Source organism: Methylomonas sp. EFPC3 (genome assembly GCF_029643245.1).
Lineage (GTDB): Bacteria > Pseudomonadota > Gammaproteobacteria > Methylococcales > Methylomonadaceae > Methylomonas > Methylomonas koyamae_B.
The window spans coordinates 2,998,289-3,022,287 of the sequence record NZ_CP116398.1; the positions used below are offsets into that span (position 1 = coordinate 2,998,289).

Annotated in this window: 20 protein-coding genes; 5 read left to right on the forward strand and 15 right to left on the reverse strand. The window is 55.2% G+C overall.

Annotation, left to right across the window (positions count from 1 at the left end):
- Nucleotides 1–8: 8 nt before the first annotated feature.
- From PL263_RS13460 to PL263_RS13485, 6 genes are all read right to left on the reverse strand, one after another.
- Complete coding sequence (locus tag PL263_RS13460; protein ID WP_278209833.1) at nucleotides 9–4,361, reverse strand: methyl-accepting chemotaxis protein; 4,353 nt, start codon at nucleotides 4,359–4,361, stop codon at nucleotides 9–11.
- Nucleotides 4,362–4,524: 163 nt separating this feature from the next.
- The gene (locus PL263_RS13465; protein ID WP_278209834.1) at nucleotides 4,525–9,690 is read right to left on the reverse strand and encodes a methyl-accepting chemotaxis protein; all 5,166 of its coding nucleotides are present in this window, start codon (nucleotides 9,688–9,690) and stop codon (nucleotides 4,525–4,527) included.
- A gap of 41 nt (nucleotides 9,691–9,731) precedes the next feature.
- Complete coding sequence (locus PL263_RS13470; protein WP_278209835.1) at nucleotides 9,732–11,912, reverse strand: chemotaxis protein CheA; 2,181 nt, start codon at nucleotides 11,910–11,912, stop codon at nucleotides 9,732–9,734.
- Nucleotides 11,913–11,916: 4 nt separating this feature from the next.
- Nucleotides 11,917–12,210 carry an STAS domain-containing protein gene (locus tag PL263_RS13475; RefSeq protein WP_278209836.1) on the reverse strand — a complete coding sequence of 98 codons (294 nt, stop codon included), beginning with the start codon at nucleotides 12,208–12,210 and terminating at the stop codon, nucleotides 11,917–11,919.
- A gap of 68 nt (nucleotides 12,211–12,278) precedes the next feature.
- Complete coding sequence (locus tag PL263_RS13480; protein ID WP_064027959.1) at nucleotides 12,279–12,647, reverse strand: response regulator; 369 nt, start codon at nucleotides 12,645–12,647, stop codon at nucleotides 12,279–12,281.
- Nucleotides 12,648–12,656: 9 nt separating this feature from the next.
- Nucleotides 12,657–13,730, reverse strand: a complete 1,074-nt coding sequence (locus PL263_RS13485; protein WP_278209837.1) for a methyl-accepting chemotaxis protein — start codon at nucleotides 13,728–13,730, stop codon at nucleotides 12,657–12,659.
- 242 nt (nucleotides 13,731–13,972) lie between these two features.
- Here PL263_RS13485 and PL263_RS13490 point away from each other — a divergent pair, with 242 nt between their 5' ends.
- Nucleotides 13,973–14,308, forward strand: coding sequence for an ASCH domain-containing protein (locus PL263_RS13490; RefSeq protein ID WP_140913971.1), 336 nt, complete (start codon nucleotides 13,973–13,975; stop codon nucleotides 14,306–14,308).
- Here PL263_RS13490 and PL263_RS13495 read toward each other — a convergent pair.
- From PL263_RS13495 to nth, 5 genes are all read right to left on the reverse strand, one after another.
- Nucleotides 14,286–15,044, reverse strand: a complete 759-nt coding sequence (locus PL263_RS13495) for a putative DNA-binding domain-containing protein (protein WP_278209838.1) — start codon at nucleotides 15,042–15,044, stop codon at nucleotides 14,286–14,288. The genes PL263_RS13490 and PL263_RS13495 overlap by 23 nt on opposite strands.
- Nucleotides 15,044–15,892 carry a DUF692 domain-containing protein gene (locus PL263_RS13500; protein ID WP_278209840.1) on the reverse strand — a complete coding sequence of 283 codons (849 nt, stop codon included), beginning with the start codon at nucleotides 15,890–15,892 and terminating at the stop codon, nucleotides 15,044–15,046. The genes PL263_RS13495 and PL263_RS13500 overlap by 1 nt, the downstream gene beginning before the upstream one ends.
- A gap of 3 nt (nucleotides 15,893–15,895) precedes the next feature.
- Nucleotides 15,896–16,459, reverse strand: coding sequence for a DedA family protein (locus PL263_RS13505; protein ID WP_064023096.1), 564 nt, complete (start codon nucleotides 16,457–16,459; stop codon nucleotides 15,896–15,898).
- Between the two features lie 31 nt (nucleotides 16,460–16,490).
- On the reverse strand, nucleotides 16,491–17,045 hold the full coding sequence (locus tag PL263_RS13510) for a hypothetical protein (protein WP_140913956.1): 555 nt from the start codon (nucleotides 17,043–17,045) through the stop codon (nucleotides 16,491–16,493).
- Nucleotides 17,046–17,149: 104 nt separating this feature from the next.
- Nucleotides 17,150–17,785, reverse strand: coding sequence for an endonuclease III (nth, locus tag PL263_RS13515; protein ID WP_140913957.1), 636 nt, complete (start codon nucleotides 17,783–17,785; stop codon nucleotides 17,150–17,152).
- A gap of 196 nt (nucleotides 17,786–17,981) precedes the next feature.
- On the opposite strand from nth, the gene smbP reads away from it, so the two are divergent.
- Nucleotides 17,982–18,317 (forward strand): small metal-binding protein SmbP, encoded by a 336-nt coding sequence (gene smbP, locus PL263_RS13520; protein WP_140913958.1) that lies wholly within the window; start codon nucleotides 17,982–17,984, stop codon nucleotides 18,315–18,317.
- A gap of 87 nt (nucleotides 18,318–18,404) precedes the next feature.
- Here smbP and PL263_RS13525 read toward each other — a convergent pair whose 3' ends face one another.
- From PL263_RS13525 to PL263_RS13540, 4 genes are all read right to left on the reverse strand, one after another.
- Nucleotides 18,405–19,238, reverse strand: a complete 834-nt coding sequence (locus PL263_RS13525; RefSeq protein WP_278209842.1) for a thymidylate synthase — start codon at nucleotides 19,236–19,238, stop codon at nucleotides 18,405–18,407.
- Nucleotides 19,239–19,323: 85 nt separating this feature from the next.
- Entirely contained in the window at nucleotides 19,324–20,472 is a 1,149-nt protein-coding gene (locus tag PL263_RS13530; RefSeq protein ID WP_278209843.1) for a heparan-alpha-glucosaminide N-acetyltransferase domain-containing protein, read from the reverse strand.
- 200 nt (nucleotides 20,473–20,672) lie between these two features.
- A complete protein-coding gene (locus tag PL263_RS13535) occupies nucleotides 20,673–20,867 on the reverse strand; it encodes a hypothetical protein (RefSeq protein WP_140913961.1) in 195 nt (64 codons plus the stop codon).
- Nucleotides 20,868–21,162: 295 nt separating this feature from the next.
- Nucleotides 21,163–21,351 carry a hypothetical protein gene (locus tag PL263_RS13540; RefSeq protein WP_278209844.1) on the reverse strand — a complete coding sequence of 63 codons (189 nt, stop codon included), beginning with the start codon at nucleotides 21,349–21,351 and terminating at the stop codon, nucleotides 21,163–21,165.
- A 766-nt stretch (nucleotides 21,352–22,117) separates the two neighbouring features.
- Here PL263_RS13540 and PL263_RS13545 point away from each other — a divergent pair.
- The 3 genes from PL263_RS13545 to PL263_RS13555 all read left to right on the forward strand — a co-directional run bounded on the left by PL263_RS13545 (nucleotide 22,118) and on the right by PL263_RS13555 (nucleotide 23,993).
- Nucleotides 22,118–22,582, forward strand: a complete 465-nt coding sequence (locus tag PL263_RS13545) for a hypothetical protein (RefSeq protein WP_278209845.1) — start codon at nucleotides 22,118–22,120, stop codon at nucleotides 22,580–22,582.
- Nucleotides 22,583–22,992: 410 nt separating this feature from the next.
- Nucleotides 22,993–23,529, forward strand: coding sequence for a J domain-containing protein (locus PL263_RS13550; RefSeq protein WP_278209846.1), 537 nt, complete (start codon nucleotides 22,993–22,995; stop codon nucleotides 23,527–23,529).
- A 221-nt stretch (nucleotides 23,530–23,750) separates the two neighbouring features.
- Nucleotides 23,751–23,993: a hypothetical protein gene (locus PL263_RS13555; RefSeq protein WP_140913966.1), complete on the forward strand. Its 243-nt coding sequence runs from the start codon at nucleotides 23,751–23,753 to the stop codon at nucleotides 23,991–23,993.
- Nucleotides 23,994–23,999: the final 6 nt, after the last annotated feature.

Consider the following 23,999-nt stretch of genomic DNA (forward strand, 5'->3'; position numbering starts at 1 on the left):
CCGACCTCCTAGAAACGTTCGAACTGGCTGAGGTCGAATTCGGCTTCGCCTTCGTCGTGGGACGCAGGGCTCGAGACCGGCTTGACCTTTGCCACCCGCCGCGAGGCTTTCGCGCTGCTGCGCGACCCGCTGCTGTTGCCGTGGCCGATTTTGAAGAAGGCCATCAGCGTTTGCAGTTGTTCCGACTGCCCGGTCATTTCTTCCGCCGTCGCCGCCAATTGTTCGCTCGCCGACGCGTTTTGCTGGGTGATCTGGTTCATTTGGTTCATGGCGTTGTTGACTTGGCTGACTCCCGCCGATTGTTCTTGCGAGGCCGCTGCGATCTCTTGCACCAGGTCCGAGGTTTTGGCAATGCTCGGTACGATTTCGTCCAGCAATTTGCCGGCGGTTTCCGCCGTTTTCACGCTGCTATCCGCCAATTCGCCGATTTCCTGCGCCGCCACTTGGCTGCGTTCGGCCAGTTTGCGCACTTCCGCCGCCACCACGGCAAAGCCTTTGCCGTGGTCGCCGGCCCGCGCCGCTTCGATGGCGGCGTTCAACGCCAGCATGTTGGTTTGGTAGGCGATGTCGTCGATGATGCCGATTTTGGCGGCGATTTCTTTCATCGCGTCTACGGTTTGCTTGACCGCGCCACCGCCTTCCACCGCTTCTTTGGAGGCTTTGCCGGCCATGCCGTCGGTAACTTTGGCGTTCTCGGCGTTCTGGTTGATGCTGGCGGCCATTTCTTCGATGCTGGCGCTGGTCTCTTCGACGCTGGCCGCTTGTTCGCTGGCTGCTTGCGACAACGATTGCGAGGTGGAGCTGATTTGCTCGGCGGCATTGGTCAGCTGGTCGGCGGCGATGATGACGTCGCCGATGGTTTTCGACAGGTTGGCGATGGTGTTGTTGACGGTATCCTTGAAGTCGCCCAGTTGGCCTTTGTAGTCGCCGTTGACGGTCCGGGTCAGGTCGCCTTGTTCGACCAAGCTCAGCACTTCGACCGCTTCGTTCAGCGGCAGGATCACGCCGTCCAGGGTTTCGTTGACGCCTTGGACGATTTTGCGGAAGTCGCCTTGGTGTTTGCTGGCGTCGGCTCGGGTCGACAGTTTGCCTTCCACCGCTGCTTGCGCCAGCAGGTTGGCGTCGGCCACCAGGGCGTTGACGGCATCAATACAGGTGTTGAGGTTGTTTTTGATGACGTTGAAGTCGCCGTTGTAGCTGTCCGTGATTTTGGCCGGAATGGCGCCGCGCGAGATTTTGTCGACGTAGTCGGCGGCGACGTTGAGCGGGCCGATCACGGCGTCCAGGGTGTTGTTTACGCCTTGGACGATTTTACGGTAGTCGCCTTGGTATTGGCTGGCGTCGGCGCGGGTGGCCAGGCGGCCTTCGATCGCGGCTTTTTCCAGGGCGGCGGCTTCCGCCACCATGTTGCTGATGGCGTCGATGCAGTTGTTCAGGTTGTTTTTGATGGTGTTGAAGTCGCCGTTGTAGTGGTCGCTGATTTTGGCCGGGATGGCGCCTTTGGAGATGTTGTCGACGTAGTCGGCGGCGACGTTGAGCGGGCCGATCACGGCGTCCAGGGTGTGGTTGACGCCTTCCACCACTTTGCGGAAGTCGCCTTGGTGTTTGCTGGCGTCGGCTCGGGTCGACAGTTTGCCTTCCACTGCCGCTTGCGCCAGCAGGTTGGCGTCCGCCACCAGGGCGTTCACCGCATCAATACAGGTGTTGAGGTTGTTTTTGATGACGTTGAAGTCGCCGTTGTAGCTGTCCGTGATTTTGGCCGGAATGGCGCCGCGCGAGATTTTGTCGACGTAGTCGGCGGCGACGTTGAGCGGGCCGATCACGGCGTCCAGGGTGTTGTTTACGCCTTGGACGATTTTACGGTAGTCGCCTTGGTATTGGCTGGCGTCGGCGCGGGTGGCCAGGCGGCCTTCGATCGCGGCTTTTTCCAGGGCGGCGGCTTCCGCCACCATGTTGCTGATGGCGTCGATGCAGTTGTTCAGGTTGTTTTTGATGGTGTTGAAGTCGCCGTTGTAGTGGTCGCTGATTTTGGCCGGGATGGCGCCTTTGGAGATGTTGTCGACGTAGTCGGCAGCGACGTTGAGCGGGCCGATCACGGCGTCCAGGGTGTGGTTGACGCCTTCCACCACTTTGCGGAAGTCGCCTTGGTGTTTAGTTGCATCCGCCCGGGTCGACAGTTTGCCTTCCACTGCCGCTTGCGCCAGCAGGTTGGCGTCGGCTACCAGGGCGTTCACCGCATCAATACAGGTGTTGAGGTTGTTTTTGATGACGTTGAAGTCGCCGTTGTAGCTGTCCGTGATTTTGGCCGGAATGGCGCCGCGCGAGATTTTGTCGACGTAGTCGGCGGCGACGTTGAGCGGGCCGATCACGGCGTCCAGGGTGTTGTTTACGCCTTGGACGATTTTACGGTAGTCGCCTTGGTATTGGCTGGCGTCGGCCCGGGTGGCCAGGCGGCCTTCGATCGCGGCTTTTTCCAGGGCGGCGGCTTCCGCCACCATGTTGCTGATGGCGTCGATGCAGTTGTTCAGGTTGTTTTTGATGGTGTTGAAGTCGCCGTTGTAGTGGTCGCTGATTTTGGCCGGGATGGCGCCTTTGGAGATGTTGTCGACGTAGTCGGCAGCGACGTTGAGCGGGCCGATCACGGCGTCCAGGGTGTGGTTGACGCCTTCCACCACTTTGCGGAAGTCGCCTTGGTGTTTAGTTGCATCCGCCCGGGTCGACAGTTTGCCTTCCACTGCCGCTTGCGCCAGCAGGTTGGCGTCGGCTACCAGGGCGTTCACCGCATCAATACAGGTGTTGAGGTTGTTTTTGATGACGTTGAAGTCGCCGTTGTAGCTGTCCGTGATTTTGGCCGGAATGGCGCCGCGCGAGATTTTGTCGACGTAGTCGGCGGCGACGTTGAGCGGGCCGATCACGGCGTCCAGGGTGTTGTTTACGCCTTGGACGATTTTACGGTAGTCGCCTTGGTATTGGCTGGCGTCGGCCCGGGTGGCCAGGCGGCCTTCGATCGCGGCTTTTTCCAGGGCGGCGGCTTCCGCCACCATGTTGCTGATGGCGTCGATGCAGTTGTTCAGGTTGTTTTTGATGGTGTTGAAGTCGCCGTTGTAGTGGTCGCTGATTTTGGCCGGGATGGCGCCTTTGGAGATGTTGTCGACGTAGTCGGCGGCGACGTTGAGCGGGCCGATCACGGCGTCCAGGGTGTCGTTGACGCCTTGGACTAATTTTTTGAAATCACCTTGGTGTTTGCTGGCGTCGGCTCGGGTCGACAGTTTGCCTTCCACTGCCGCTTGCGCCAGCAGGTTGGCGTCAGCCATAACGGCTTTCAAATTACCGCGTACCAACTCGACCGTCTCATTGATAAAGGCTTTTTTACCCGGCAATTTTTCTATCGGCGCATCAAAATCACCTTCCCCGAAAGCCTTGAACACGCCAACGGCCATCTTTTTGACGGTGATATGCGCATTGACCATATCATTAACGCCTTTCGCCACGGTTTTAAAACTGCCATGGAATTTAGAAGTATTCACGACAACATCGATATCGCCTTTTTCGTGTTCGGCGGCCATGTGCTCCATTTCATCCAGCAAGGCTTTAATGTTGTCGCTCAAGCTTTTCATATTGGCCATGACACTGGTTTGATCGCCGGCTTTCAGGCCAATCACCGTGCTCAAGTCACCTTGCGAGATCTTGTAAGCCAGATCCGCCACGAAATCAGGTTCGCCGCCCAATTGCCTCATCAGACTGCGCGCGATGAATAGTCCGAGCAAGCCCATCACCGCAATAGCCAATACCGCAATGATGGTAGAAACCAGAACAGCAGATGATTTGATCGAGATAGCCTCGTCCGACGAATTTTTTCCCAAGCGCTGGTTATATTCGCTATGGCTTTTGAATGCGCTCAACATTTTGTCGACGATCGCTTGGTTCGTCATCATTAAATCGCGAGCTTCGGCGTTTTTATTCTGTCTCGACAAGTCGCGCACTTTGGCGCTCAGTTTGTCGTACTCCGCCAGCCGGGCTCTATCGTCCTGAAGCAAACGCTTGTCTTCGTCGTCCGCCAGCATTGGCTCGTAATCTTTCAACAACTTATCGATATTTCGGCGTCTGGTTTCGATTTCTCGTTCGACGCTCTGCATCGCCGAATCGTCGGTCTCTGTCAGATGCTGCCAAACGTGGGCGCGAACACCGGATATTTCGCCGACGATATCGTTCAGCAGTAATACGCTAGGCAAGGTGTTGACGGTATTGAAATTAGTCGCGGTATAAACTCTGTCGATCTGGACATAATTAAAGCCCGCCAACCCGGCCAGACCCAATACGGCCGAACCGATTAATATCAACAAACGCTGTGTGACTGTCATGATGAATCCTCGTTAAAAAACAATATCTTTGATTCCATCCGCGTTCCTGAAACGGCGCAGCATTCCCGCCGCGGCCCAAACAACGTTCCTTGCGCCAGCCACTACAAAGCTTTTATTTCTGTTTTGGTTTGGCGTTTGTCGCAGTTATTCTTTCGCTGGCCTCCTAGAAACGTTCGAACTGGCTGAGGTCGAATTCGGCTTCGCCTTCGTCGTGGGACGCAGGGCTCGAGACCGGCTTGACCTTTGCCACCCGCCGCGAGGCTTTCGCGCTGCTGCGCGACCCGCTGCTGTTGCCGTGGCCGATTTTGAAGAAGGCCATCAGCGTTTGCAGTTGTTCCGACTGCCCGGTCATTTCTTCCGCCGTCGCCGCCAATTGTTCGCTCGCCGACGCGTTTTGCTGGGTGATCTGGTTCATTTGGTTCATGGCGTTGTTGACTTGGCTGACTCCCGCCGATTGTTCTTGCGAGGCCGCTGCGATCTCTTGCACCAGGTCCGAGGTTTTGGCAATGCTCGGTACGATTTCGTCCAGCAATTTGCCGGCGGTTTCCGCCGTTTTCACGCTGCTATCCGCCAATTCGCCGATTTCCTGCGCCGCCACTTGGCTGCGTTCGGCCAGTTTGCGCACTTCCGCCGCCACCACGGCAAAGCCTTTGCCGTGGTCGCCGGCCCGCGCCGCTTCGATGGCGGCGTTCAACGCCAGCATGTTGGTTTGGTAGGCGATGTCGTCGATGATGCCGATTTTGGCGGCGATTTCTTTCATCGCGTCTACGGTTTGCTTGACCGCGCCACCGCCTTCCACCGCTTCTTTGGAGGCTTTGCCGGCCATGCCGTCGGTAACTTTGGCGTTCTCGGCGTTCTGGTTGATGCTGGCGGCCATTTCTTCGATGCTGGCGCTGGTCTCTTCGACGCTGGCCGCTTGTTCGCTGGCTGCTTGCGACAACGATTGCGAGGTGGAGCTGATTTGCTCGGCGGCATTGGTCAGCTGGTCGGCGGCGATGATGACGTCGCCGATGGTTTTCGACAGGTTGGCGATGGTGTTGTTGACGGTATCCTTGAAGTCGCTCAATTGGCCTTTGTAGTCGCCGTTGACGGTCCGGGTCAGGTCGCCTTGTTCGACCAAGCTCAGCACTTCGACCGCTTCGTTCAGCGGCAGGATCACGCCGTCCAGGGTTTCGTTGACGCCTTGGACGATTTTGCGGAAGTCGCCTTGGTGTTTGCTGGCGTCGGCTCGGGTCGACAGTTTGCCTTCCACCGCTGCTTGCGCCAGCAGGTTGGCGTCGGCCACCAGGGCGTTGACGGCATCAATACAGGTGTTGAGGTTGTTTTTGATGACGTTGAAGTCGCCGTTGTAGCTGTCCGTGATTTTGGCCGGAATGGCGCCGCGCGAGATTTTGTCGACGTAGTCGGCGGCGACGTTGAGCGGGCCGATCACGGCGTCCAGGGTGTTGTTTACGCCTTGGACGATTTTACGGTAGTCGCCTTGGTATTGGCTGGCGTCGGCGCGGGTGGCCAGGCGGCCTTCGATCGCGGCTTTTTCCAGGGCGGCGGCTTCCGCCACCATGTTGCTGATGGCGTCGATGCAGTTGTTCAGGTTGTTTTTGATGGTGTTGAAGTCGCCGTTGTAGTGGTCGCTGATTTTGGCCGGGATGGCGCCTTTGGAGATGTTGTCGACGTAGTCGGCAGCAACGTTGAGCGGGCCGATCACGGCGTCCAGGGTGTGGTTGACGCCTTCCACCACTTTGCGGAAGTCGCCTTGGTGTTTGCTGGCGTCGGCTCGGGTCGACAGTTTGCCTTCCACTGCCGCTTGCGCCAGCAGGTTGGCGTCCGCCACCAGGGCGTTCACCGCATCAATACAGGTGTTGAGGTTGTTTTTGATGACGTTGAAGTCGCCGTTGTAGCTGTCCGTGATTTTGGCCGGGATGGCGCCGCGCGAGATTTTGTCGACGTAGTCCGCCGCCACGTTGAGCGGGCCGATCACGGCGTCCAGGGTGTTGTTCACGCCTTGGACGATTTTACGGTAGTCGCCTTGGTATTGGCTGGCGTCGGCGCGGGTGGCCAGGCGGCCTTCGATCGCGGCTTTTTCCAGGGCGGCGGCTTCCGCCACCATGTTGCTGATGGCGTCGATGCAGTTGTTCAGGTTGTTTTTGATGGTGTTGAAGTCGCCGTTGTAGTGGTCGCTGATTTTGGCCGGGATGGCGCCTTTGGAGATGTTGTCGACGTAGTCGGCGGCGACGTTGAGCGGGCCGATCACGGCGTCCAGGGTGTGGTTGACGCCTTCCACCACTTTGCGGAAGTCGCCTTGGTGTTTGCTGGCGTCGGCTCGGGTCGACAGTTTGCCTTCCACTGCCGCTTGCGCCAGCAGGTTGGCGTCCGCCACCAGGGCGTTCACCGCATCAATACAGGTGTTGAGGTTGTTTTTGATGACGTTGAAGTCGCCGTTGTAGCTGTCCGTGATTTTGGCCGGAATGGCGCCGCGCGAGATTTTGTCGACGTAGTCGGCGGCGACGTTGAGCGGGCCGATCACGGCGTCCAGGGTGTTGTTTACGCCTTGGACGATTTTACGGTAGTCGCCTTGGTATTGGCTGGCGTCGGCGCGGGTGGCCAGGCGGCCTTCGATCGCGGCTTTTTCCAGGGCGGCGGCTTCCGCCACCATGTTGCTGATGGCGTCGATGCAGTTGTTCAGGTTGTTTTTGATGGTGTTGAAGTCGCCGTTGTAGTGGTCGCTGATTTTGGCCGGGATGGCGCCTTTGGAGATGTTGTCGACGTAGTCGGCAGCGACGTTGAGCGGGCCGATCACGGCGTCCAGGGTGTGGTTGACGCCTTCCACCACTTTGCGGAAGTCGCCTTGGTGTTTAGTTGCATCCGCCCGGGTCGACAGTTTGCCTTCCACTGCCGCTTGCGCCAGCAGGTTGGCGTCGGCTACCAGGGCGTTCACCGCATCAATACAGGTGTTGAGGTTGTTTTTGATGACGTTGAAGTCGCCGTTGTAGCTGTCCGTGATTTTGGCCGGAATGGCGCCGCGCGAGATTTTGTCGACGTAGTCGGCGGCGACGTTGAGCGGGCCGATCACGGCGTCCAGGGTGTTGTTTACGCCTTGGACGATTTTACGGTAGTCGCCTTGGTATTGGCTGGCGTCGGCCCGGGTGGCCAGGCGGCCTTCGATCGCGGCTTTTTCCAGGGCGGCGGCTTCCGCCACCATGTTGCTGATGGCGTCGATGCAGTTGTTCAGGTTGTTTTTGATGGTGTTGAAGTCGCCGTTGTAGTGGTCGCTGATTTTGGCCGGGATGGCGCCTTTGGAGATGTTGTCGACGTAGTCGGCAGCGACGTTGAGCGGGCCGATCACGGCGTCCAGGGTGTGGTTGACGCCTTCCACCACTTTGCGGAAGTCGCCTTGGTGTTTGCTGGCGTCGGCTCGGGTCGACAGTTTGCCTTCCACTGCCGCTTGCGCCAGCAGGTTGGCGTCCGCCACCAGGGCGTTCACCGCATCAATACAGGTGTTGAGGTTGTTTTTGATGACGTTGAAGTCGCCGTTGTAGCTGTCCGTGATTTTGGCCGGAATGGCGCCGCGCGAGATTTTGTCGACGTAGTCGGCGGCGACGTTGAGCGGGCCGATCACGGCGTCCAGGGTGTTGTTTACGCCTTGGACGATTTTACGGAAATCGCCCTGGTGTTTGCCGGCATCGGCTCGGGTCGACAGTTTGCCTTCCACCGCCGCTTGCGACAGCATGCTGGCGTCGGCAATCAAGGACTGCACCGAGAACACAGCGGCTTTAATACCCTCGTTAAGTTGATTGAATTCCAAGCCGTAATTGTTATCGTCCCGGGGCGGCATCTCGCCGCGTCCAAGCAAGGTCATCGCATTGATCATGGATTTGACCGGGCGTAATACACCCATAACGATGTACCAGCTCATACTTAGAAAGCCTAAAAAGCACAACGAGAGCACCAGCAAAGTAGCGTTTATATCCCCGTCCAAGCGTGCCACACGAGCATCCAAACCGTCGTGCAGTAACTGTCCGAATGAGGCAGATAAAGAAAAATTCTGTTGGATAGCAGCCGTTAACGCATTGAAAAAATCGGTACCTGACATTTCGAGCTTGGTTGCTTGCAATATTTCCGATTCTGCAACAGTTATAACTTTTTTGGCTTCGGCACTGGATTTTTGTAAAGCGGAACGGGTGGCATCATCCAAATTACCTAGCTTGGCAATGTCCTCGTCAATCAACTCTAAAGTTTCTTCCGTATTCGAGATCAATTCCCTCAAATATGATGCTTCCGCCGGGGTTACCGTTTTTCTCAGCAAAATCGGTGAGCCGATACCTCGGAGCATGCCCAATTGCTCGGACAGGTCCGGGAATAAATTAATAGCCAAGGCTTGAGCGTAATAGGTATTGACTTCAGGATCCAGGGTTAATCCCGATGCGTCGGCTACCTTACGGTTAAACGCATGCAACTGAGCAATAAATTCGGCATGTTTGGCAATATTGGTTTGCGCATCGAACCCGTTCGCCGAAGCGACTAATGCCTGCCACTTGTCCTGCATGGCACGCCACGCTAAGGTCAATCCCAATTCCGAAAAGCGGCCGTCCACGGCTGAGATGTTCGCGATCTGACGACTGATTTCTTCGCGTTTGGTTTCCCTGCGGCCTGACTCCTGCCCATTGCCGGCAATGACCATTGCGTTCAAGCCGCGGTGGTCCACCACTAACTGCATCAGCTTGATAGTTTCGGTGGCATAATCGACGCCTTGTTTTTCTTTTAACGCGAAATTTTTATCCTCAATATTGCGCCCTACCATAAAGTAGGTTGGCACAGCGAACATAACGATAGCCAGTACGATCAGGGCAACGAATTTTTGCCATAGTTTGATGTTGTTTAACATGGTGTCCAATTTTTTGGGGCGAAACGGATTTTTGATGCGGCCAGATTTGATGCCGGCATATAACTTAGCGGCCTCGTCGACTTCCTGACGGGACGGTTTATAGCGCAGAGAACGATAACCGACGATTTTGCCATCGGTGTATACCGGAGAGGCGTTGGCTTCCACCCAGTAAAAGTCGCCTTGCTTAGAACGGTTTTTTACTAGGCCGCGCCAGGTTTTACCTGCCGCGATAGTCCGCCACAGCCATTCGTAGGCCTCTTCCGGCATGTCCGGATGGCGCACGATGTTGTGGGGCTGGCCCATCAGTTCTTGTTCGCTAAATCCACTCAATTTAACGAATGCCGGGCTGGCACTGGTGATATGCCCTTCTAAATCGGTTGTGGAACTCAGTATTTCGTCTTCGGAAAAATTCAGTTCGATATTGGTAACGGGTTGATTATTTCTCATGGCTTAATTCCCAATTCGCAAAGAGAATGATCGGTACAGCATCATGCCGACAGGGACAGGGCGTGACGCTGCATTTTTTGTTCGAAGGAACCAACTAACACAGGCACATCAAGGATTAACGCAACTTCGCCGCTACCGAGGATGGTCGAACCGCCCAAGCCCTGAACATGAGCAAACAGCTTTCCAAGCGGCTTAATCACGGTTTGAAACTCGCCAAGCAAGCGGTCTACGACCAAGCCGGTCTTGGCCCCGGCAACATCAACCACCACCACATTCGCCCGCCGCGGGGGTTGCTCGTTGATGCCGAACAGGCTGCGCAAACGGATGAACGGCAATACCTCGCCGCGTAAATCCATGTAGTCGTTGTGGCCGGTGTCGTTAGTCAATTCCACGCATTCTACGACCCGATCCAGCGGCACTACGAACGAGGACTTGCCCACACCGACCAAAAAGCCGTCGATAATCGCTAACGTTAAAGGCAAGCGGATACGCATGGTAGTACCGACGCCGATGGCGCTGTCGACCTCGATACTGCCGCGTAAGTCGGTCACGTTGCGTTTCACCACGTCCATACCGACGCCGCGGCCGGACAGGTTGGAAATTTGCGCGGCTGTGGAGAAACCAGGTTCGAAGATCAAGGCGTAGACTTCTTGATCGGATAGCTTGGCATCGGCAGAGACCATGCCTTTTTCGACGGCTTTGGCCAGAATGCGCTCGCGATTCAAGCCGCCACCATCGTCGCTGACTTCGATCGCAATAGTTCCGGATTCGTGATAGGCATTCAGCCGTAGCGTGCCCTGGCTGGGTTTACCTTTTTGATGACGAACTTCGGCCGATTCGATGCCGTGATCCATTGCATTGCGCACCAAGTGCATCAGCGGATCGCCGATTTTTTCGACCACGGATTTGTCGACTTCGGTTTCGCCGCCGGTAATCACCAAATTGATGTCTTTACCCAATTCTTTACTAACGTCGCGAACCACCCGTTGGAAACGGCTGAATGTGGTCCCAATCGGCACCATGCGCAATTGCAACGCGCTGTCGCGAACTTCTTCTACCAGCCGCATCATTTCGCCGGTAGCTTCCAACAACGCCGATTGCGCGGTTTGCAAGGCGCGCAGATTAACGCCGGCGCTGGAAATCACCAATTCGCCGATCAAGTCGATCAATTTATCCAGACGTTCGGCATCGACGCGAATGCTTTGGCTTTCGCGGGCTTTGTTGTCTTTGATCTGTTTTTGCTTTTCCAGCGCCGCCGTGACCAAGGGCTGCTGCACGACTTGCTGCTCGACCAGGATTTCTCCGATCGGTTGCGCCTGATGACTGGTTTCGGAATCGATTTTCTGTTTACTCAGGCCGTCTTCCAATTCGCGTTTGGTCAGCACGCCGCTTTTCACCAGTAATTCGCCCAGGAAAACATCGTCTTCCGGCAAGGAACGGATCAGTTCGATGTAATCGGCTATCGCGCTTTCCAAGGGCAAAATGTGGATGATACTGTCGGCCCTGACGAATTCGAATACGTTTTCCAGAGCTTCTTTACCGGCATCGCTTTTAACGTCGATTTCGAAGCCCAGATAATTGGTTTCCGGATCCATTTCTTCTACAGCGGGTATCCGGCTGGTAATCGTGGTCAAATTAACGATGCTTCCCAACGTCGTCATATAACGAATAAAAGACAACGGATCCATGCCGTTGCGCAGAGAATCTTCGCCGAACCGGAGCGAGATATGCCAATTGCCGGTCTCGACTTCACCGCCGCCGCTGGTTTCCACCCGCTCCTGAGTCGAGGCAACCGTTGCCACCGGGCCAGCTTTGTTGCCATCCAGAAACGGCCGCAGTTCGGCCAACAGCACATCTCCGGCCGCGGTCATATCGGGGTTCTCGTCGACATCCCCGTCAACTACAGCCCGAATCAATAGTGCGATGTGGTCGCAACAAGGTAACAATACCGCCACCAGATCGGAGCTGACGTCGAGTTTACCTTCGCGTACGGCATCCAGAATGCTTTCGACCACGTGGGTGAATTTGACGATGTGGTCCAGGCCGAATAAACCGGACGAACCCTTGATGGTATGGGCGGCGCGGAAAATCGAATTGATCCGTTCCGTCGGGTCTTCCCCGTCTTCCAGACTCAGGAGCCCGTCTTCCATGTCTTGCAACAGTTCCAGACTCTCTATTGTGAACGTGACCAGAGCGGCCTTCATTTCGGCGTCGATACTCATTTGGTTAGTCCTCGTTATGCGAAATTACCACTTGGTCGCCAAACGCCGTGGTCAGATTGGCGAGTTCCAAAATTTCCAGAACCACCTTGCTATGCATGACAAAACGCAGTGCCTTCCCGGCGCGAGCCGCCTCCCGTTTGGCCAGAATCAACAACTGCAAACCGGCAGTATCCATTTCGGAGACCTGGGATAAATTGATTTCCAAATCGTCGCCCGACCCTAGAAAATTCAGCAGACCGGATTTCTGTTCCGCGGCGGTAAAGATGGTCAATTCATCTTCTATCGTTAGCGTTTGCATCGTCAAAACCTCGCCATATAAGTTGGATAAGCCTGAAACCGTCGACCTGGAATAACCGGCAAAAGCTATTAGGGCAAAATCAATTTCGACACGGCAGCCAGCATTTGCGCCGGCTGAAACGGTTTAACCACCCAGGCTTTGGCACCGGCGGCTTGCCCTTCCTGCTTCTTGCTTTCTTGCGACTCGGTGGTCAGCATGATGACCGGAGTAAACTTATAAGCGGGCAATTGCTTGAGTTCTTTAACGAAGGTGATGCCGTCCATATTCGGCATGTTTACGTCAGAAATCACCAAATGCACTTTTTGCCCATTCAATTTGCTCAGCGCATCTTTGCCGTCGACGCCTTCGATAACGTCGTAGCCGGCACCTTTCAGAGCAATACTGACAACTTGACGGACCGATGCTGAGTCATCAACCACTAAAATTGTTTTGGCCATTTTTTGTTCCTAGAAAAAAGTAATTTCGGTAGAAGGTTGTTCGTGGTGCGCACTACCGCCGTGGGCGCTGTGCTCGGAAACCATAGTGTATGTGCTGCGCAACTCGTGCAGAATGTCGTCGGTAGCCAACGGCTTGAGTCCAAAAACGCCGTCGCCTTGGCTGCGCATGATATGGCGCGGCAGATCGGTGATGCTGTCGCGCACATGCGACAACACCTGACCAATCCGATCCTGAAATTGAAATTGCACCAGCGACTCGTCGATCTCGCGCTTGATCACACGGGCCTGTTTATTCATCTCTTCGGAATGCCGCTGCAGCGTTTCGAACACCCCGTGCAACGCACTCATCACGTTTTGGATATTGCCTTGCGACGCGGCAACCGCCGCGGTTTCGTTTTCGGTGCTTTTCTCCACGGCTGCCAAGGTGGTTTGAATCGCTCCGCTGACTTGATCGACTTTAGAACCGATCAGTTTGCCGGTCTCACCGGACAGGTTGGAAAGCTTACGCACCTCATCGGCAACCACGGCAAATCCCCGGCCGGCTTCGCCGGCTCTGGCCGCCTCGATCGCCGCATTCAATGCGATCAAATTGGTCTGCTCGGCGATCCGCGCCACTTCTTTGGCCATGGTTTTCAATTCTTCTATGAAACCGGCTAAGGAACGGATTTTGGTCAGTACCTGTAAATTTTCCTGTAGCGCGGCGTCCAGTGAACCGACAACTTTCTGCAAATTGGCGTTACTCGTCGAAAAAATATCCTCGTTGCGGCCGAATGCCGGATTGCTAGAAGAGCCAACCAAGACGTCGAGGCCGCTGGTGATGCCGGCAAAGCGCCCGGTTAATTCGCCAATGGCCTGTTCCATTTCCTGGCGCGACGATTCAATGTGCTTGGACCAAACCGGAGCGACTTCGTTGGCAAACTTGTCGATCCCGATAAGGTATTTTTCCACATCAGGAACCGGCAACGATGGCGGCGGTTTGGGCATGCTGGCCTGTTCCAAAAGCAAACGGCGCTTGGTATACGAAGAAGCAAGCCAAGCGCTCAACAACGAGCAGGCGAGCAACAATAGTATTACTTGAAACATAGGCACGGGATCCGCCTCCCTTTTCCGTTTAATCGAATTGCTAGGATTTATTCAAAGATTCGGTAGCAATCATGTGTCAAGCAGTATAGACAGAGAATTCCGTATTGCTAATACGGACATGTAGGAAATGTCCGACTCGCCGCAATCGGCCAATAAATTTTGTGGATCAGTTACGGCTGAGGCTTGTCATGCTTGAATAAGGCTCTTAAAGTGTGGCGCTTTTACGCACTTTGAAGATGACTATGCACGACTATCCGGAAAAAACTTGCGATATCGATCGGTTGGTCCGCCACCCCAAACTGGTGGCGGCTGCGCTAGCCGGGGAAAAGACCCAGCAACGCCGCGACGGCCTCTATGCCTATCCGGGCGAGAGGTTTATTCTGGAAGGAGTGGAATTCGAGGTAACGGAAGTCGAGCGGCAACGAATCGGCGATATGACGGACGCCGACGCCCGCGCCGAGGGCTATCCGAATTTAGCGATGTACAAGGATTTGATCTTACGCATGCACAGCGGCATGGAATGGAACGAAGACGGCTTGGTCTGGCTGCACTGCTTCAAGCGTCGCCAGCCGGAATAACAATCCCTTTTTCGGCCAGCTCCCGCAGCATCGATAGACCGTTGCTCTGAATCAGTTGCGGCTCGATCTGCGGGAACTCGGCTGCCACGTTTTGCAAACATTGCGCGGCCGGCATTGGCCCCCGGTCTTGCAGGATTTGCAACACGCTTAGCGTCAGACCGCTAACCTGCAAAAAGTGGACTTGGTCCATCCCGTCGCGATAAACGACCAGACAGGTGGCCTGCTCGGGCGGCTGCAACGGCAGGAAATCGGGACCGATCCGATGCACCGGATATTGGTACAACAACGGCAAAGCCAGTTCTGACAGCGCAATCCTTTGGGTCGTTAGGCTGTCCAAAAACGCTTGATCACCTAGTTTCGGCGCGTCCTTGGCAATCGACAGCGCCATTTCCACCCACTCATAATGCGCTAGCTCCAGCAGGAAGGGATAATCCTCCGGATTGCTGCGCTCGTTTTGCAAATACTCCAAAAACTCTTCGGCAATCTCGGAAAAATACGGCGTTCGGCAACGGTGGCGGGAAAAAAAATCCCGGGTCAATTCCAGCCATTGGGCATCATCCAGAATCGCCCTGACCACCGGGAAATTGCTGGCGATGAAGCTGTCTATATTGTTAAAAAACAATTCACGGTACATCGCCATCCGTCCAGGCTCGACATCGGCCGGGGGCGGATTACTATGCGGATCGCGGATATAGGCGGCAAAGCGCTGTTGCGTAATTTGAAAAGATGCCGCCATCACGCCACCCGTTTTTCGGCGGCAACGGCATGCTGTTGAACGGCGCGGATCGTGTCCACTTCCTGTAACAATTCGGCCAAAGGTGGAATGTTGAAATCCCGTTCCAATAAGGTTGGGAAAACGCCGAACAGGCGGTAAGCCGTCTCCAGTAACTTCCAAACCGGATCGATCACCGTCGCGCCGTGGGTATCGACCAAAAAGTCTTCGGCTTCAACGTAATGACCGGCGATGTGGGCGTAAGCGATGCGGTCGCCGGGCATGGCCCGTAGAAAGGCTTCCGCGTCGTACCCGTGGTTGACGCTATTGACGTAGATGTTATTGATGTCGATCAGCACATCGCAATCGGCCTCTGCGACGACGGCATTGAAGAAATCGATCTCGGCCATCTCCCGGCCTGGCGCGGCATAGTAAGAAATATTTTCGATGGCAATGCGCTGTTCGAGAATGTCTTGCACCCGGCGAATTCGCGCGGCGACATGTTTGACCGCATCCTCGGTAAACGGCATCGGCATCAAATCGTACAGATGTCCGCCGTGGCTGCAATAACTGAGGTGTTCGCTGTAAAACTTGATGCCGTGTTCGGCGATGAACCGTTTCAAATCGCGCACGAATTGCTCGTCGAGCGGATCGCTGCTGCCAATGGACAAAGACAAGCCGTGGCAAACAAAGTCGAAACGCTCGGTCATGGCCCGAAATTGTTTGCCGAACTTGCCGCCTATCGGCATCCAATTCTCCGGCGCTACCTCGTAAAACCCGACTTGCGCCGGCGGCTGCTCGACAATCTCGCTCAAAAACGAACGACGCAAACCCAGGCCGACACCGTGGACCAGATTGCGGACGCTTTGCATCGCTTATTCTTCCGGTTTATGCGTCGAACGCCAAAACAAGGCCAAGCCTATCGCCACCAGCACGCCCAGGATATACATTTCGTATTTTTTGACCTGGCCCATGATGGACTCGGCAAACTGGCCAAAGGTATAACCCAAGTAACCGACTGCTATCGCCCAGATCGCCGCACCCAAAAAATTCAAGGCAAAAAACTTAAGCGGATGAATCTTGCTGGCGCCGATTACGAACGGCGTTACGTTACGCACACCGTAAAGAAAGCGGAAACCGAGAATCACCGGTATCTGGTGCTTGTGCAGTAGATCGAACACTTTGTCGGTTTTACTGTGCCAGAGCGGCCTTTTTTCCAAAAAGGAGATGCCTTTCCACCGCCCCAGATAAAAAAAGGTCTGGTCGCCGGCAAAAGTACCGAGGAACGCTGTCAACATGACCCATTCCAACGCCAAATAGCCGCTATGCGCCAAAAAGCCGGCAATCACCAAAATGGTTTCGCCTTCCAGATAGGTACCGATAAATAAGGCCAGATAACCGTAATCGATAACCAGCTGTTGTATATCCTGAAAATCCATAACGTCGATTCAATACCGTCAGGTCGGAGAATTAATGGCCGGCCGCTTTGTCGGCATCCATTTTGCTGCCGCAACTGCCTTCACCGCCTTTCATCATGGCGCCGCAGCTATGTTCACCGGCTTTTTTATCCGGATTCATCATCGCACCGCAGCTACCTTCTTCGGCTTGTTTCGGTTTGTCGGCGTTACCATGATCCATACCGCCCATCATGCCCATGCCGCAGGCGCCTTCCTTGCCTTTCATCATCGCACCGCACATGTTTTCCATGCCCGGCTTCATTTTGCCGCCGCTCATCATGCCGCCGCACATGCCTTCGCCACAGGAACCTTCGGTTTTCTTCGCATCGGATTTTTTAGCGCCGGCAGCCACTTTCTTACCGTTGCTGTCCATCGCATTGGAACCGCAGGCACCTTGGCTGATTTTGCCGTTGGAATGCTCGGCGTGTGAGGTTGCAACCTGCATGTAACCGCCGGCCAGTTCCGACAACGCAAACGGATTGGGCTCGGCTTGCGCGTTCGCAGCGATACCGGACAAAAGGGCACCGCCCATTGCAGCGGCCAACGGAGATTTATTGAATTTTTTCATTTAGCTATCCTCTCGTGCGTTTTTGTAATTATGTTATCCGGCCTTCGTCCGGCCGCATTACGACGGGCAAACGTCCTGCTGCTTCGATTCTGATTATTGCATACTCACGCTAGATTCTTGTCCTTAAATTCGCAAAGGTCGGCAATACAACAAGCCTCGCAGCGGGGTTTGCGGGCGATACAGATGTAGCGGCCGTGCAGAATCAACAAATGATGTGCATCTTTCTTGTGGGATTTCGGCACCGTCTTGTCCAATTTTTTCTCCACCTCAAGCACGTTTTTTCCCGGCGCCAGACCGGTGCGGTTCGCGACCCGGAAAATATGGGTATCGACCGCGATGGTCGGTTGCCCAAACGCGGTATTCAAAATCACGTTAGCCGTCTTGCGGCCGACGCCGGCCAGCGCCTCTAACGCTTCTCGCTCGCGGGGCACCTCGCCTTGGTGCTTTTCCAACAGAGTCTGACAAAGTTTTATGACATTTGCCGCCTTGCTGTTAAATAAACCGATGGTTTTGATATGTTCTTTTAAGCCGTCTTCGCCCAAAGCCAAAATCGCCTGCGGTGTATTCGCCACCGGAAACAGCTTGGCGGTAGCTTTATTAACCCCCTTATCGGTCGCCTGTGCCGACAGCACCACCGCCACCAATAATTCGAACGGCGAACTGTAATTTAACTCTGTCGTGGGGTTAGGCGTGGCCTCGGCCAGACGTTCGAAAATGGCCAGGCGTTTGTCGTTATTCATACCGGATCGATACCCTCGGGTTTAAGTTTTCCAGGCAATTAAACATTCGGCAAGCAAGTCCAGGCAATCCCTCTGCTGCCCGCCACCTGAAATTCGATAACGCGGATTTGGCCGGAACCATTCCGCGCCCCGCCAGTCTCTAGCTGGCACCCAAGCGGGTGCGCAGAACCACTACACACATCAATTCGGGGGAATTATGAAAACGTTATCAAGCATTATCCTAAGCGCACTGTTGCTAGCCGCTACCGGCGCCCTTGCAGAAGAACACGCCGCCACCGCACTGGAACACGCCAATCAGGCCGTCACCCACGGCAAAGCCGGCCATGCCTCGGTATTGGTAGAACACGCCGAAGCCGCTCTGCCTCATGCCAAAAAAGGCGCCGAAGTTGCCAAAGGCGAAGCCAAAACCCATCTCGATGCCGGCGTCAAATCGTTGGAAAGCGCGATAGAACACGGCAAGATGGGCCATGCCGACGTTGCGACCAAAGCCGCCGAGGAAGCCGTCGAACATATCAAGGCCGGCAATAAATAACCTGTCAAACTCCCGCAATCAGAATTCAACCGCGGCCTGAGGCCGCCGGGTAGAGACGCCATCGACTGCTTCTCTACCCGCAATCCATCATACCGACACGGCTCCGGCTATGTGCGGGTGGGCTTGATAATCCAATAACTGAAAATCGGCGAATCGGTAATCGAAAATCGACTCCGGCCGGCGCCCGAACTGCAAACGCGGCGGCGGCAAAGGTTGGCGACTCAACTGCAACTCGACTTGGGCAAAATGGTTGCGGTAAACGTGCACATCGCCGAACGACATGATCAATTCGCCGACTTCGAAGCCACATTGCTGGGCCAACATGTGCGTAAATAACGCCACACTGGCTTGGTTGTACGGCACGCCCAAAAAACAGTCGGCACTGCGTTGGGTCATCATGCAGGACAATTTACCGTTCGCCACGTAAAACTGGTACAGCACGTGGCACGGCGGCAATGCCATTCTGCCGGCCGCCGCATTTTCACGCGGCCCGATCGATTCGTCCGGCAGAAAACCCACGTTCCAGGCGCTGACCAGGTGCCGGCGCGAGTCGGGTTTGCGCTTCAAGCCATCAACCAGAATCTCGATCTGATCAAAACGCCTTCCATCCGGCCCCAACCAGTTGCGCCACTGCGCGCCGTAAACCGGGCCCAGCTCGCCATCCGGCGTTGCCCATTCGTCCCAGATCGTGACGCCGTGGTCGTTCAGGTATTTGATATTGGTGTCGCCGCGCAAAAACCAGAGCAACTCGTAAGCTATCGACTTGAAGTGCAGTTTTTTGGTGGTTAACAACGGAAACCCATCGGCCAGGTTGTAACGGATTTGCCGGCCGAAAACCGAACGGGTACCGGTGCCGGTACGGTCGCTTTTATCGACGCCGTTGGCCATGATATCGGCCAGAAGCTCTAAATATGGTTGCATAGCAAGTTAAGCGGACAAATTGCCTCAGTATAACGGGGACGGGGGATAACGCGTAAACGGTTATGCACGTACCGGCAGCCCTTGGCTATAAATATTGCAACCAACGCCACTGCGGCCGCGCCGCTTTGAACGCCTCGAACCAACGGCAAACCGGATACAGCATCATCAACACCAGCAGCCAGACACCGTAAACGCCGGGCAGTCCGAAGCCGTAATAGGCCGGCCAATCTTTTTGCCAGATACCGCCGCCGACCACGACCGCCACCGGTCCGCCGCTAACCAAGGCCACCAGCACCGCCAAACCGTGGATTGCATGGAGATGGATCAGATAATAAAACAACGGCGTTCTGCCGAACACCTGCAGCACCGCTATCGGCCGGGACGCAAGCGCCAGAAACATCAATGCCGGCCCCAGCGTCATCAATAGATACAACAAGGAAGGCGGATATTTGTGGCAGTTTAAAAACGACAACAACGTAAATACCGGATCGGGGTAAGCTTGCCACGGCTGCGGATCGCCGTATGAATTGCTGTAGCGCAACAATATGAAGGCAGCAAACAAGCCGCCGCCCAAGCACGCCAGCCGCCGCGGTTTGCGCCATTGCTCTGCATCCAACAAATGGCCGAAACCGTAGCCCAAGGCCATCACGCCGATCCACGGAATCAGGGGGTAGTAAGGATTCAACACAAACCCGCCGCCGAAATCGATGTCATCGCCGGTATGTAACACCGACCACCAGGGCCCGAACCACCCCATCTCGGCCGGTTTCAAGCCGTCAAACACGTTATGGCCGACAACCATCAAGCCGCCGATGGCGACCACCCAACCCAGCGGCAATTTGACCAGCACCGCCAAAACCATCATCGACCAACCCAGCGCCCACAACACGCCGGCGTCGACGTGGCGCAAATCGGCACGAAAATTCCAGGCCCAAGCTTCAACCGTAACCACCAGCAGCAGCAATAACAAACCGCGCTTGGCCAGAAAGCCGCTGACCGGTGCGGCCGGCCCACGTTTAGCCGCCCACAACCAGGCGCTGGTACCGGCCAGAAACACGAACACCGCCGCACAGAAATGGGTAATCCAGCGGGTCATGAACAGTGCCGCGGAGGTTTTCTGCAAATCGGTAGGATCGAAATGAGAGATGCTGAAAAAATCGCGAGTATGGTCTAGCGTCATCAATATCATGACCAAACCGCGCAGATTATCCAAACAAGCGATACGTCGGACCATATTGCGTGCCACCCAAGCCAAATCGGCTTAGCTTATCGGCGGAGTAGCGGAAGTCAATCGATGCCGGCCGATGAAACCTCCGGATTTGATGAAAGCCGACCGGCAGATCCGTAATAATCTTGGACCTGACCGGTCGGCTACTGCCCAGACAATTGCAGCCCTAACTGTTGGTTTAGCGGCATCGCCTGTGCTTCGGGTACTTAAATCACACCCAAGCTGGTGCAAAGCAATAGCAGGCTGGAACAGCAAATCGAGATCAGGACAGTCAATGCCAGCGCGACATCGGCAAAACAAGCCAAGTAAGCGAATATCTTATGCCCGTCGATGGCTTTGGCTTGAACTACGGCAACCTGGGCAAAATCTGCGATTTTCGGGTGATGGTGTAAGGTGTTCATAATCGCCCCCGGTATATGGTTTTGTGGCGTCAAAACACCTGCATAAAGCGAACCTGGGCATAAAACCTGTTGAAAATCAAAGCCGACAACCGCCGCAACAGCCGAACACCGCTGCGACCCAGCGGCAATTGTCAAAAAACGCGACACGCGCAACGTCGCGCGATCGCCTCAATCGGCTGTCAGAACTCAGCAAATTCGAGGACCGATGCGCCAACGCCGGCCGTCAGTTCCCGCACTCACGGCTGACGCCGTCAAATATTCCGACACCCGGCCGGGATCGGCTAAGCGACGGCAATCAGTGATGCCAATGGTGGCGGTGATGGCGATGATGCCAACCGCCGTGGTGCGGGCCGGCGTCGTAGCCATAGCCGCCGTAAGGCGCGTAGTAACCGGCCGAACGCTGACCGTAGGGCACATAGGCCACGCATCCCGACAGCAACAACAGTCCGGCCAACAAAAACAATAAACGCAGGTAGCGACGCATGACTACCAGCCTCGCCGGTAGTCGAAATCCCGATACGGGCCGGATCGGTCATAGCGGTAGTATCTGGGCGGCGTCAGCTCGCGATACCCCGGCGGTATGGGGCGAACACCCCAGTACGGCTGAGAGTACGCGGGATAGTAAGGCCGGTCGTAGCCCCAGAAACGGGGGTGATGATGTCTGTGGTGATGATCGTGGCGACCATAGCCCCAATCCCCGCCGTGCGCGGCCGCCACACCGGAAAACGATAAACAAAATACCGTGATTGCTAATAGCCTGAACATATATCCTCCTTCGCGGACTGTTTCAGTTGCGGCAGATTGTTCTCGGTTCAGCTTAATGGCCGCTTAGCCGGACGCTAACGGGTATCTTGTACTTGGGGCTGCGGGGGGCGCCATGACGGACTCCGAAAGCCGATCCTATTTTTGTCCGGCACCAACGCCGATTTCGACTACAGTTTTGCTTGCTGCTGCCAAACAAACTGCATCACCGGAAAGTCGATACGGAATCGGCAACCACCCGAAACGGCCGGAAATTGCATCAGGTTTGCAGCACTTTGCTTGGCTGCTGGCGTTGCTGAGAGTCGGCGGTTAACCCAAAACCGGTTGAACCTCCCGCAAAAATTTAACTGACTTTATGGGCTACCCTGGCTAAAGCCAAACCAAACCGCGGAAAACAACAAAAGCTTAATCTTAAAGAAGGTAGGTAAACGATGGGATATTGCGACTATTTATATCGGCCGGACAACATAATTGGCTACAGTGGAGACTTGGACAATAATCCTACAGTGTATTTTGTTACCGAATCGAGAGATGAAAACGGGGCCATAAAAACCAAACAAGTCGGTGACGTCGCCCAGATTCTGTTTCTGAACGGCCACATCACCCAGGCGCATGGCCAGGCAAACAACATAGGCAGAGAGCTGGTAACCGAATCGTATTCTTACAGCATAATGAACGTCGAACCGGACAAGATAGACGGTTTTAATCCGAACCAAATTCAGGGAAAAAGGTTGCAGGAAACCTATCATCAAAGCGAAGTGCCTCTGCCCACTCCCGGTTTTTACCCAACTCCCGATGGTTTTTCGGATTTTCATGTCAGCCGCAGTGTCTTCAAACCCGTGGATATGAAGGATTACGCCACGCTAATGAAATTAGCCAACGCGATTGCAAAATTTCCGCGGCTGAAGCAAATGTTTGGCCCTCTAGACGATGGATATATCAGGCGCCTATAGTCGGTGACCCGATCTTGAATGCTTTACCGGATAACCATTCTCGGTCCCTTGGTCTCGGCCTGGGTCGAATGCCTCTCAGAACGCTCTGATTACGCCGCACGGAGCCTGGATTGCGCAACGCCGTCCAGGCTGGTCAGGATGGGCCAAGCGGACTGACCACGCAAAGCTCGGCAGATTCGGCCGCAGGCCTTTAGAAATCGACAAACCAACCGCCTTGTTCCAAACCTGACAGTTTGTCAGTTTTCCACTACCCCTTCGTACCCCAAACCCCCTGATTCCATTCGGCCGGATAGGGCTTAACGCGCTAACAAACCACGGCTGGCGACACTTCTCCAACCGCTGTCGTGCTTGGTATTCATCTTGCTGGCTTAACAGAAAATTCTTGCTCATCAGCCAATCAGGTAAAGACCATGCACCACAATCCGTGGCCGGAAGAAGAACAGCTATGGGTCATTTGGAACGGCTCGCTCGGCATCGTCGATACCGTGACCATCGGCCTGATTAAAGCCAGTCCGCAGGCGAGGTATGCCTGGCTGGAAGAGCCCTACGACATGGTTGGCCCGTTCAACCTCGACGAGCTGGAAACGAACGGTTGGATAGGCTTCGAAGCTTGCACGGTGATGTCGCGGCAAAAATGGCAGGACGACCAAGTGGAATTGCGCCGGGAGTCGTTGAAACTCCGCCGCGCGGCACAGGAAAGACTTTACGAATACCAGGCCCGGCACAACCAAAGCCGTTTTCAGGCTCTCAGCCAGGATCGCCGCTTCAGCGAACGGCGACACCGGGAAGCATTGCACCTGCCGCTCGACGGCGTACTGAAAGCCTCCCAGATTAAAACCGCATTTCAGCGCCTCGCCCAAAAAACCCACCCCGACGTCGGCGGCAGCCACGAGCAATTCATTCGAATTACCGAAGCCCGCAATGCCTTACTGGAACGAGCATCGTAAATGAACCCGGCAAACAGGCAATGGCAGCGGCGACCTTGGCTTAACGTGCTGTTTGGCCTGCCGTAATTGGCGTTGCCAACAGTGCAATCCGCGGTTACGCCGATTTGGCGAATGACGCGGGAAGAAAAGAATTCGGCCGCAAATGCCGGACTAACCAGACCGAATAGACAACGTTGTCCAACGGTCAGCTGATGATAATAATCCAAACGAATGAGAGATTTATGGCTAAAGATTTAAACGAATTACGCGCGGTCTTGGACAAAATGGAAGAAATCGTCAAAAGCATGAGCGAAATGGACTCGGAAATCCTGGATTTCGTCGACGCGAATTATCCGGCTGCACTGAACGATCAAAAAGTCTTGCAGGCCTTCAAAAATATCGGCGACGCCGAAGACGAATTGCAAAGACAACTGGGTTTGTTACGTTCCCGGTTGGCGGCCAATATTCCGGAATTGAACGGCTGACAAATG

Excerpts from the sequence above, each read along its gene's own strand:
- PL263_RS13460 (WP_278209833.1), bottom strand. The coding sequence starts at position 4,361 with ATGACAGTCACACAGCGTTTGTTGATATTAATCGGTTCGGCCGTATTG.
- PL263_RS13465 (WP_278209834.1), bottom strand. The coding sequence starts at position 9,690 with ATGAGAAATAATCAACCCGTTACCAATATCGAACTGAATTTTTCCGAA.
- PL263_RS13470 (WP_278209835.1), bottom strand. The coding sequence starts at position 11,912 with ATGAGTATCGACGCCGAAATGAAGGCCGCTCTGGTCACGTTCACAATA.
- PL263_RS13475 (WP_278209836.1), bottom strand. The coding sequence starts at position 12,210 with ATGCAAACGCTAACGATAGAAGATGAATTGACCATCTTTACCGCCGCG.
- PL263_RS13480 (WP_064027959.1), bottom strand. The coding sequence starts at position 12,647 with ATGGCCAAAACAATTTTAGTGGTTGATGACTCAGCATCGGTCCGTCAA.
- PL263_RS13485 (WP_278209837.1), bottom strand. The coding sequence starts at position 13,730 with ATGTTTCAAGTAATACTATTGTTGCTCGCCTGCTCGTTGTTGAGCGCT.
- PL263_RS13490 (WP_140913971.1), top strand. The coding sequence starts at position 13,973 with ATGCACGACTATCCGGAAAAAACTTGCGATATCGATCGGTTGGTCCGC.
- PL263_RS13495 (WP_278209838.1), bottom strand. The coding sequence starts at position 15,044 with ATGGCGGCATCTTTTCAAATTACGCAACAGCGCTTTGCCGCCTATATC.
- PL263_RS13500 (WP_278209840.1), bottom strand. The coding sequence starts at position 15,892 with ATGCAAAGCGTCCGCAATCTGGTCCACGGTGTCGGCCTGGGTTTGCGT.
- PL263_RS13505 (WP_064023096.1), bottom strand. The coding sequence starts at position 16,459 with ATGGATTTTCAGGATATACAACAGCTGGTTATCGATTACGGTTATCTG.
- PL263_RS13510 (WP_140913956.1), bottom strand. The coding sequence starts at position 17,045 with ATGAAAAAATTCAATAAATCTCCGTTGGCCGCTGCAATGGGCGGTGCC.
- nth (WP_140913957.1), bottom strand. The coding sequence starts at position 17,785 with ATGAATAACGACAAACGCCTGGCCATTTTCGAACGTCTGGCCGAGGCC.
- smbP (WP_140913958.1), top strand. The coding sequence starts at position 17,982 with ATGAAAACGTTATCAAGCATTATCCTAAGCGCACTGTTGCTAGCCGCT.
- PL263_RS13525 (WP_278209842.1), bottom strand. The coding sequence starts at position 19,238 with ATGCAACCATATTTAGAGCTTCTGGCCGATATCATGGCCAACGGCGTC.
- PL263_RS13530 (WP_278209843.1), bottom strand. The coding sequence starts at position 20,472 with ATGGTCCGACGTATCGCTTGTTTGGATAATCTGCGCGGTTTGGTCATG.
- PL263_RS13535 (WP_140913961.1), bottom strand. The coding sequence starts at position 20,867 with ATGAACACCTTACACCATCACCCGAAAATCGCAGATTTTGCCCAGGTT.
- PL263_RS13540 (WP_278209844.1), bottom strand. The coding sequence starts at position 21,351 with ATGCGTCGCTACCTGCGTTTATTGTTTTTGTTGGCCGGACTGTTGTTG.
- PL263_RS13550 (WP_278209846.1), top strand. The coding sequence starts at position 22,993 with ATGCACCACAATCCGTGGCCGGAAGAAGAACAGCTATGGGTCATTTGG.
- PL263_RS13555 (WP_140913966.1), top strand. The coding sequence starts at position 23,751 with ATGGCTAAAGATTTAAACGAATTACGCGCGGTCTTGGACAAAATGGAA.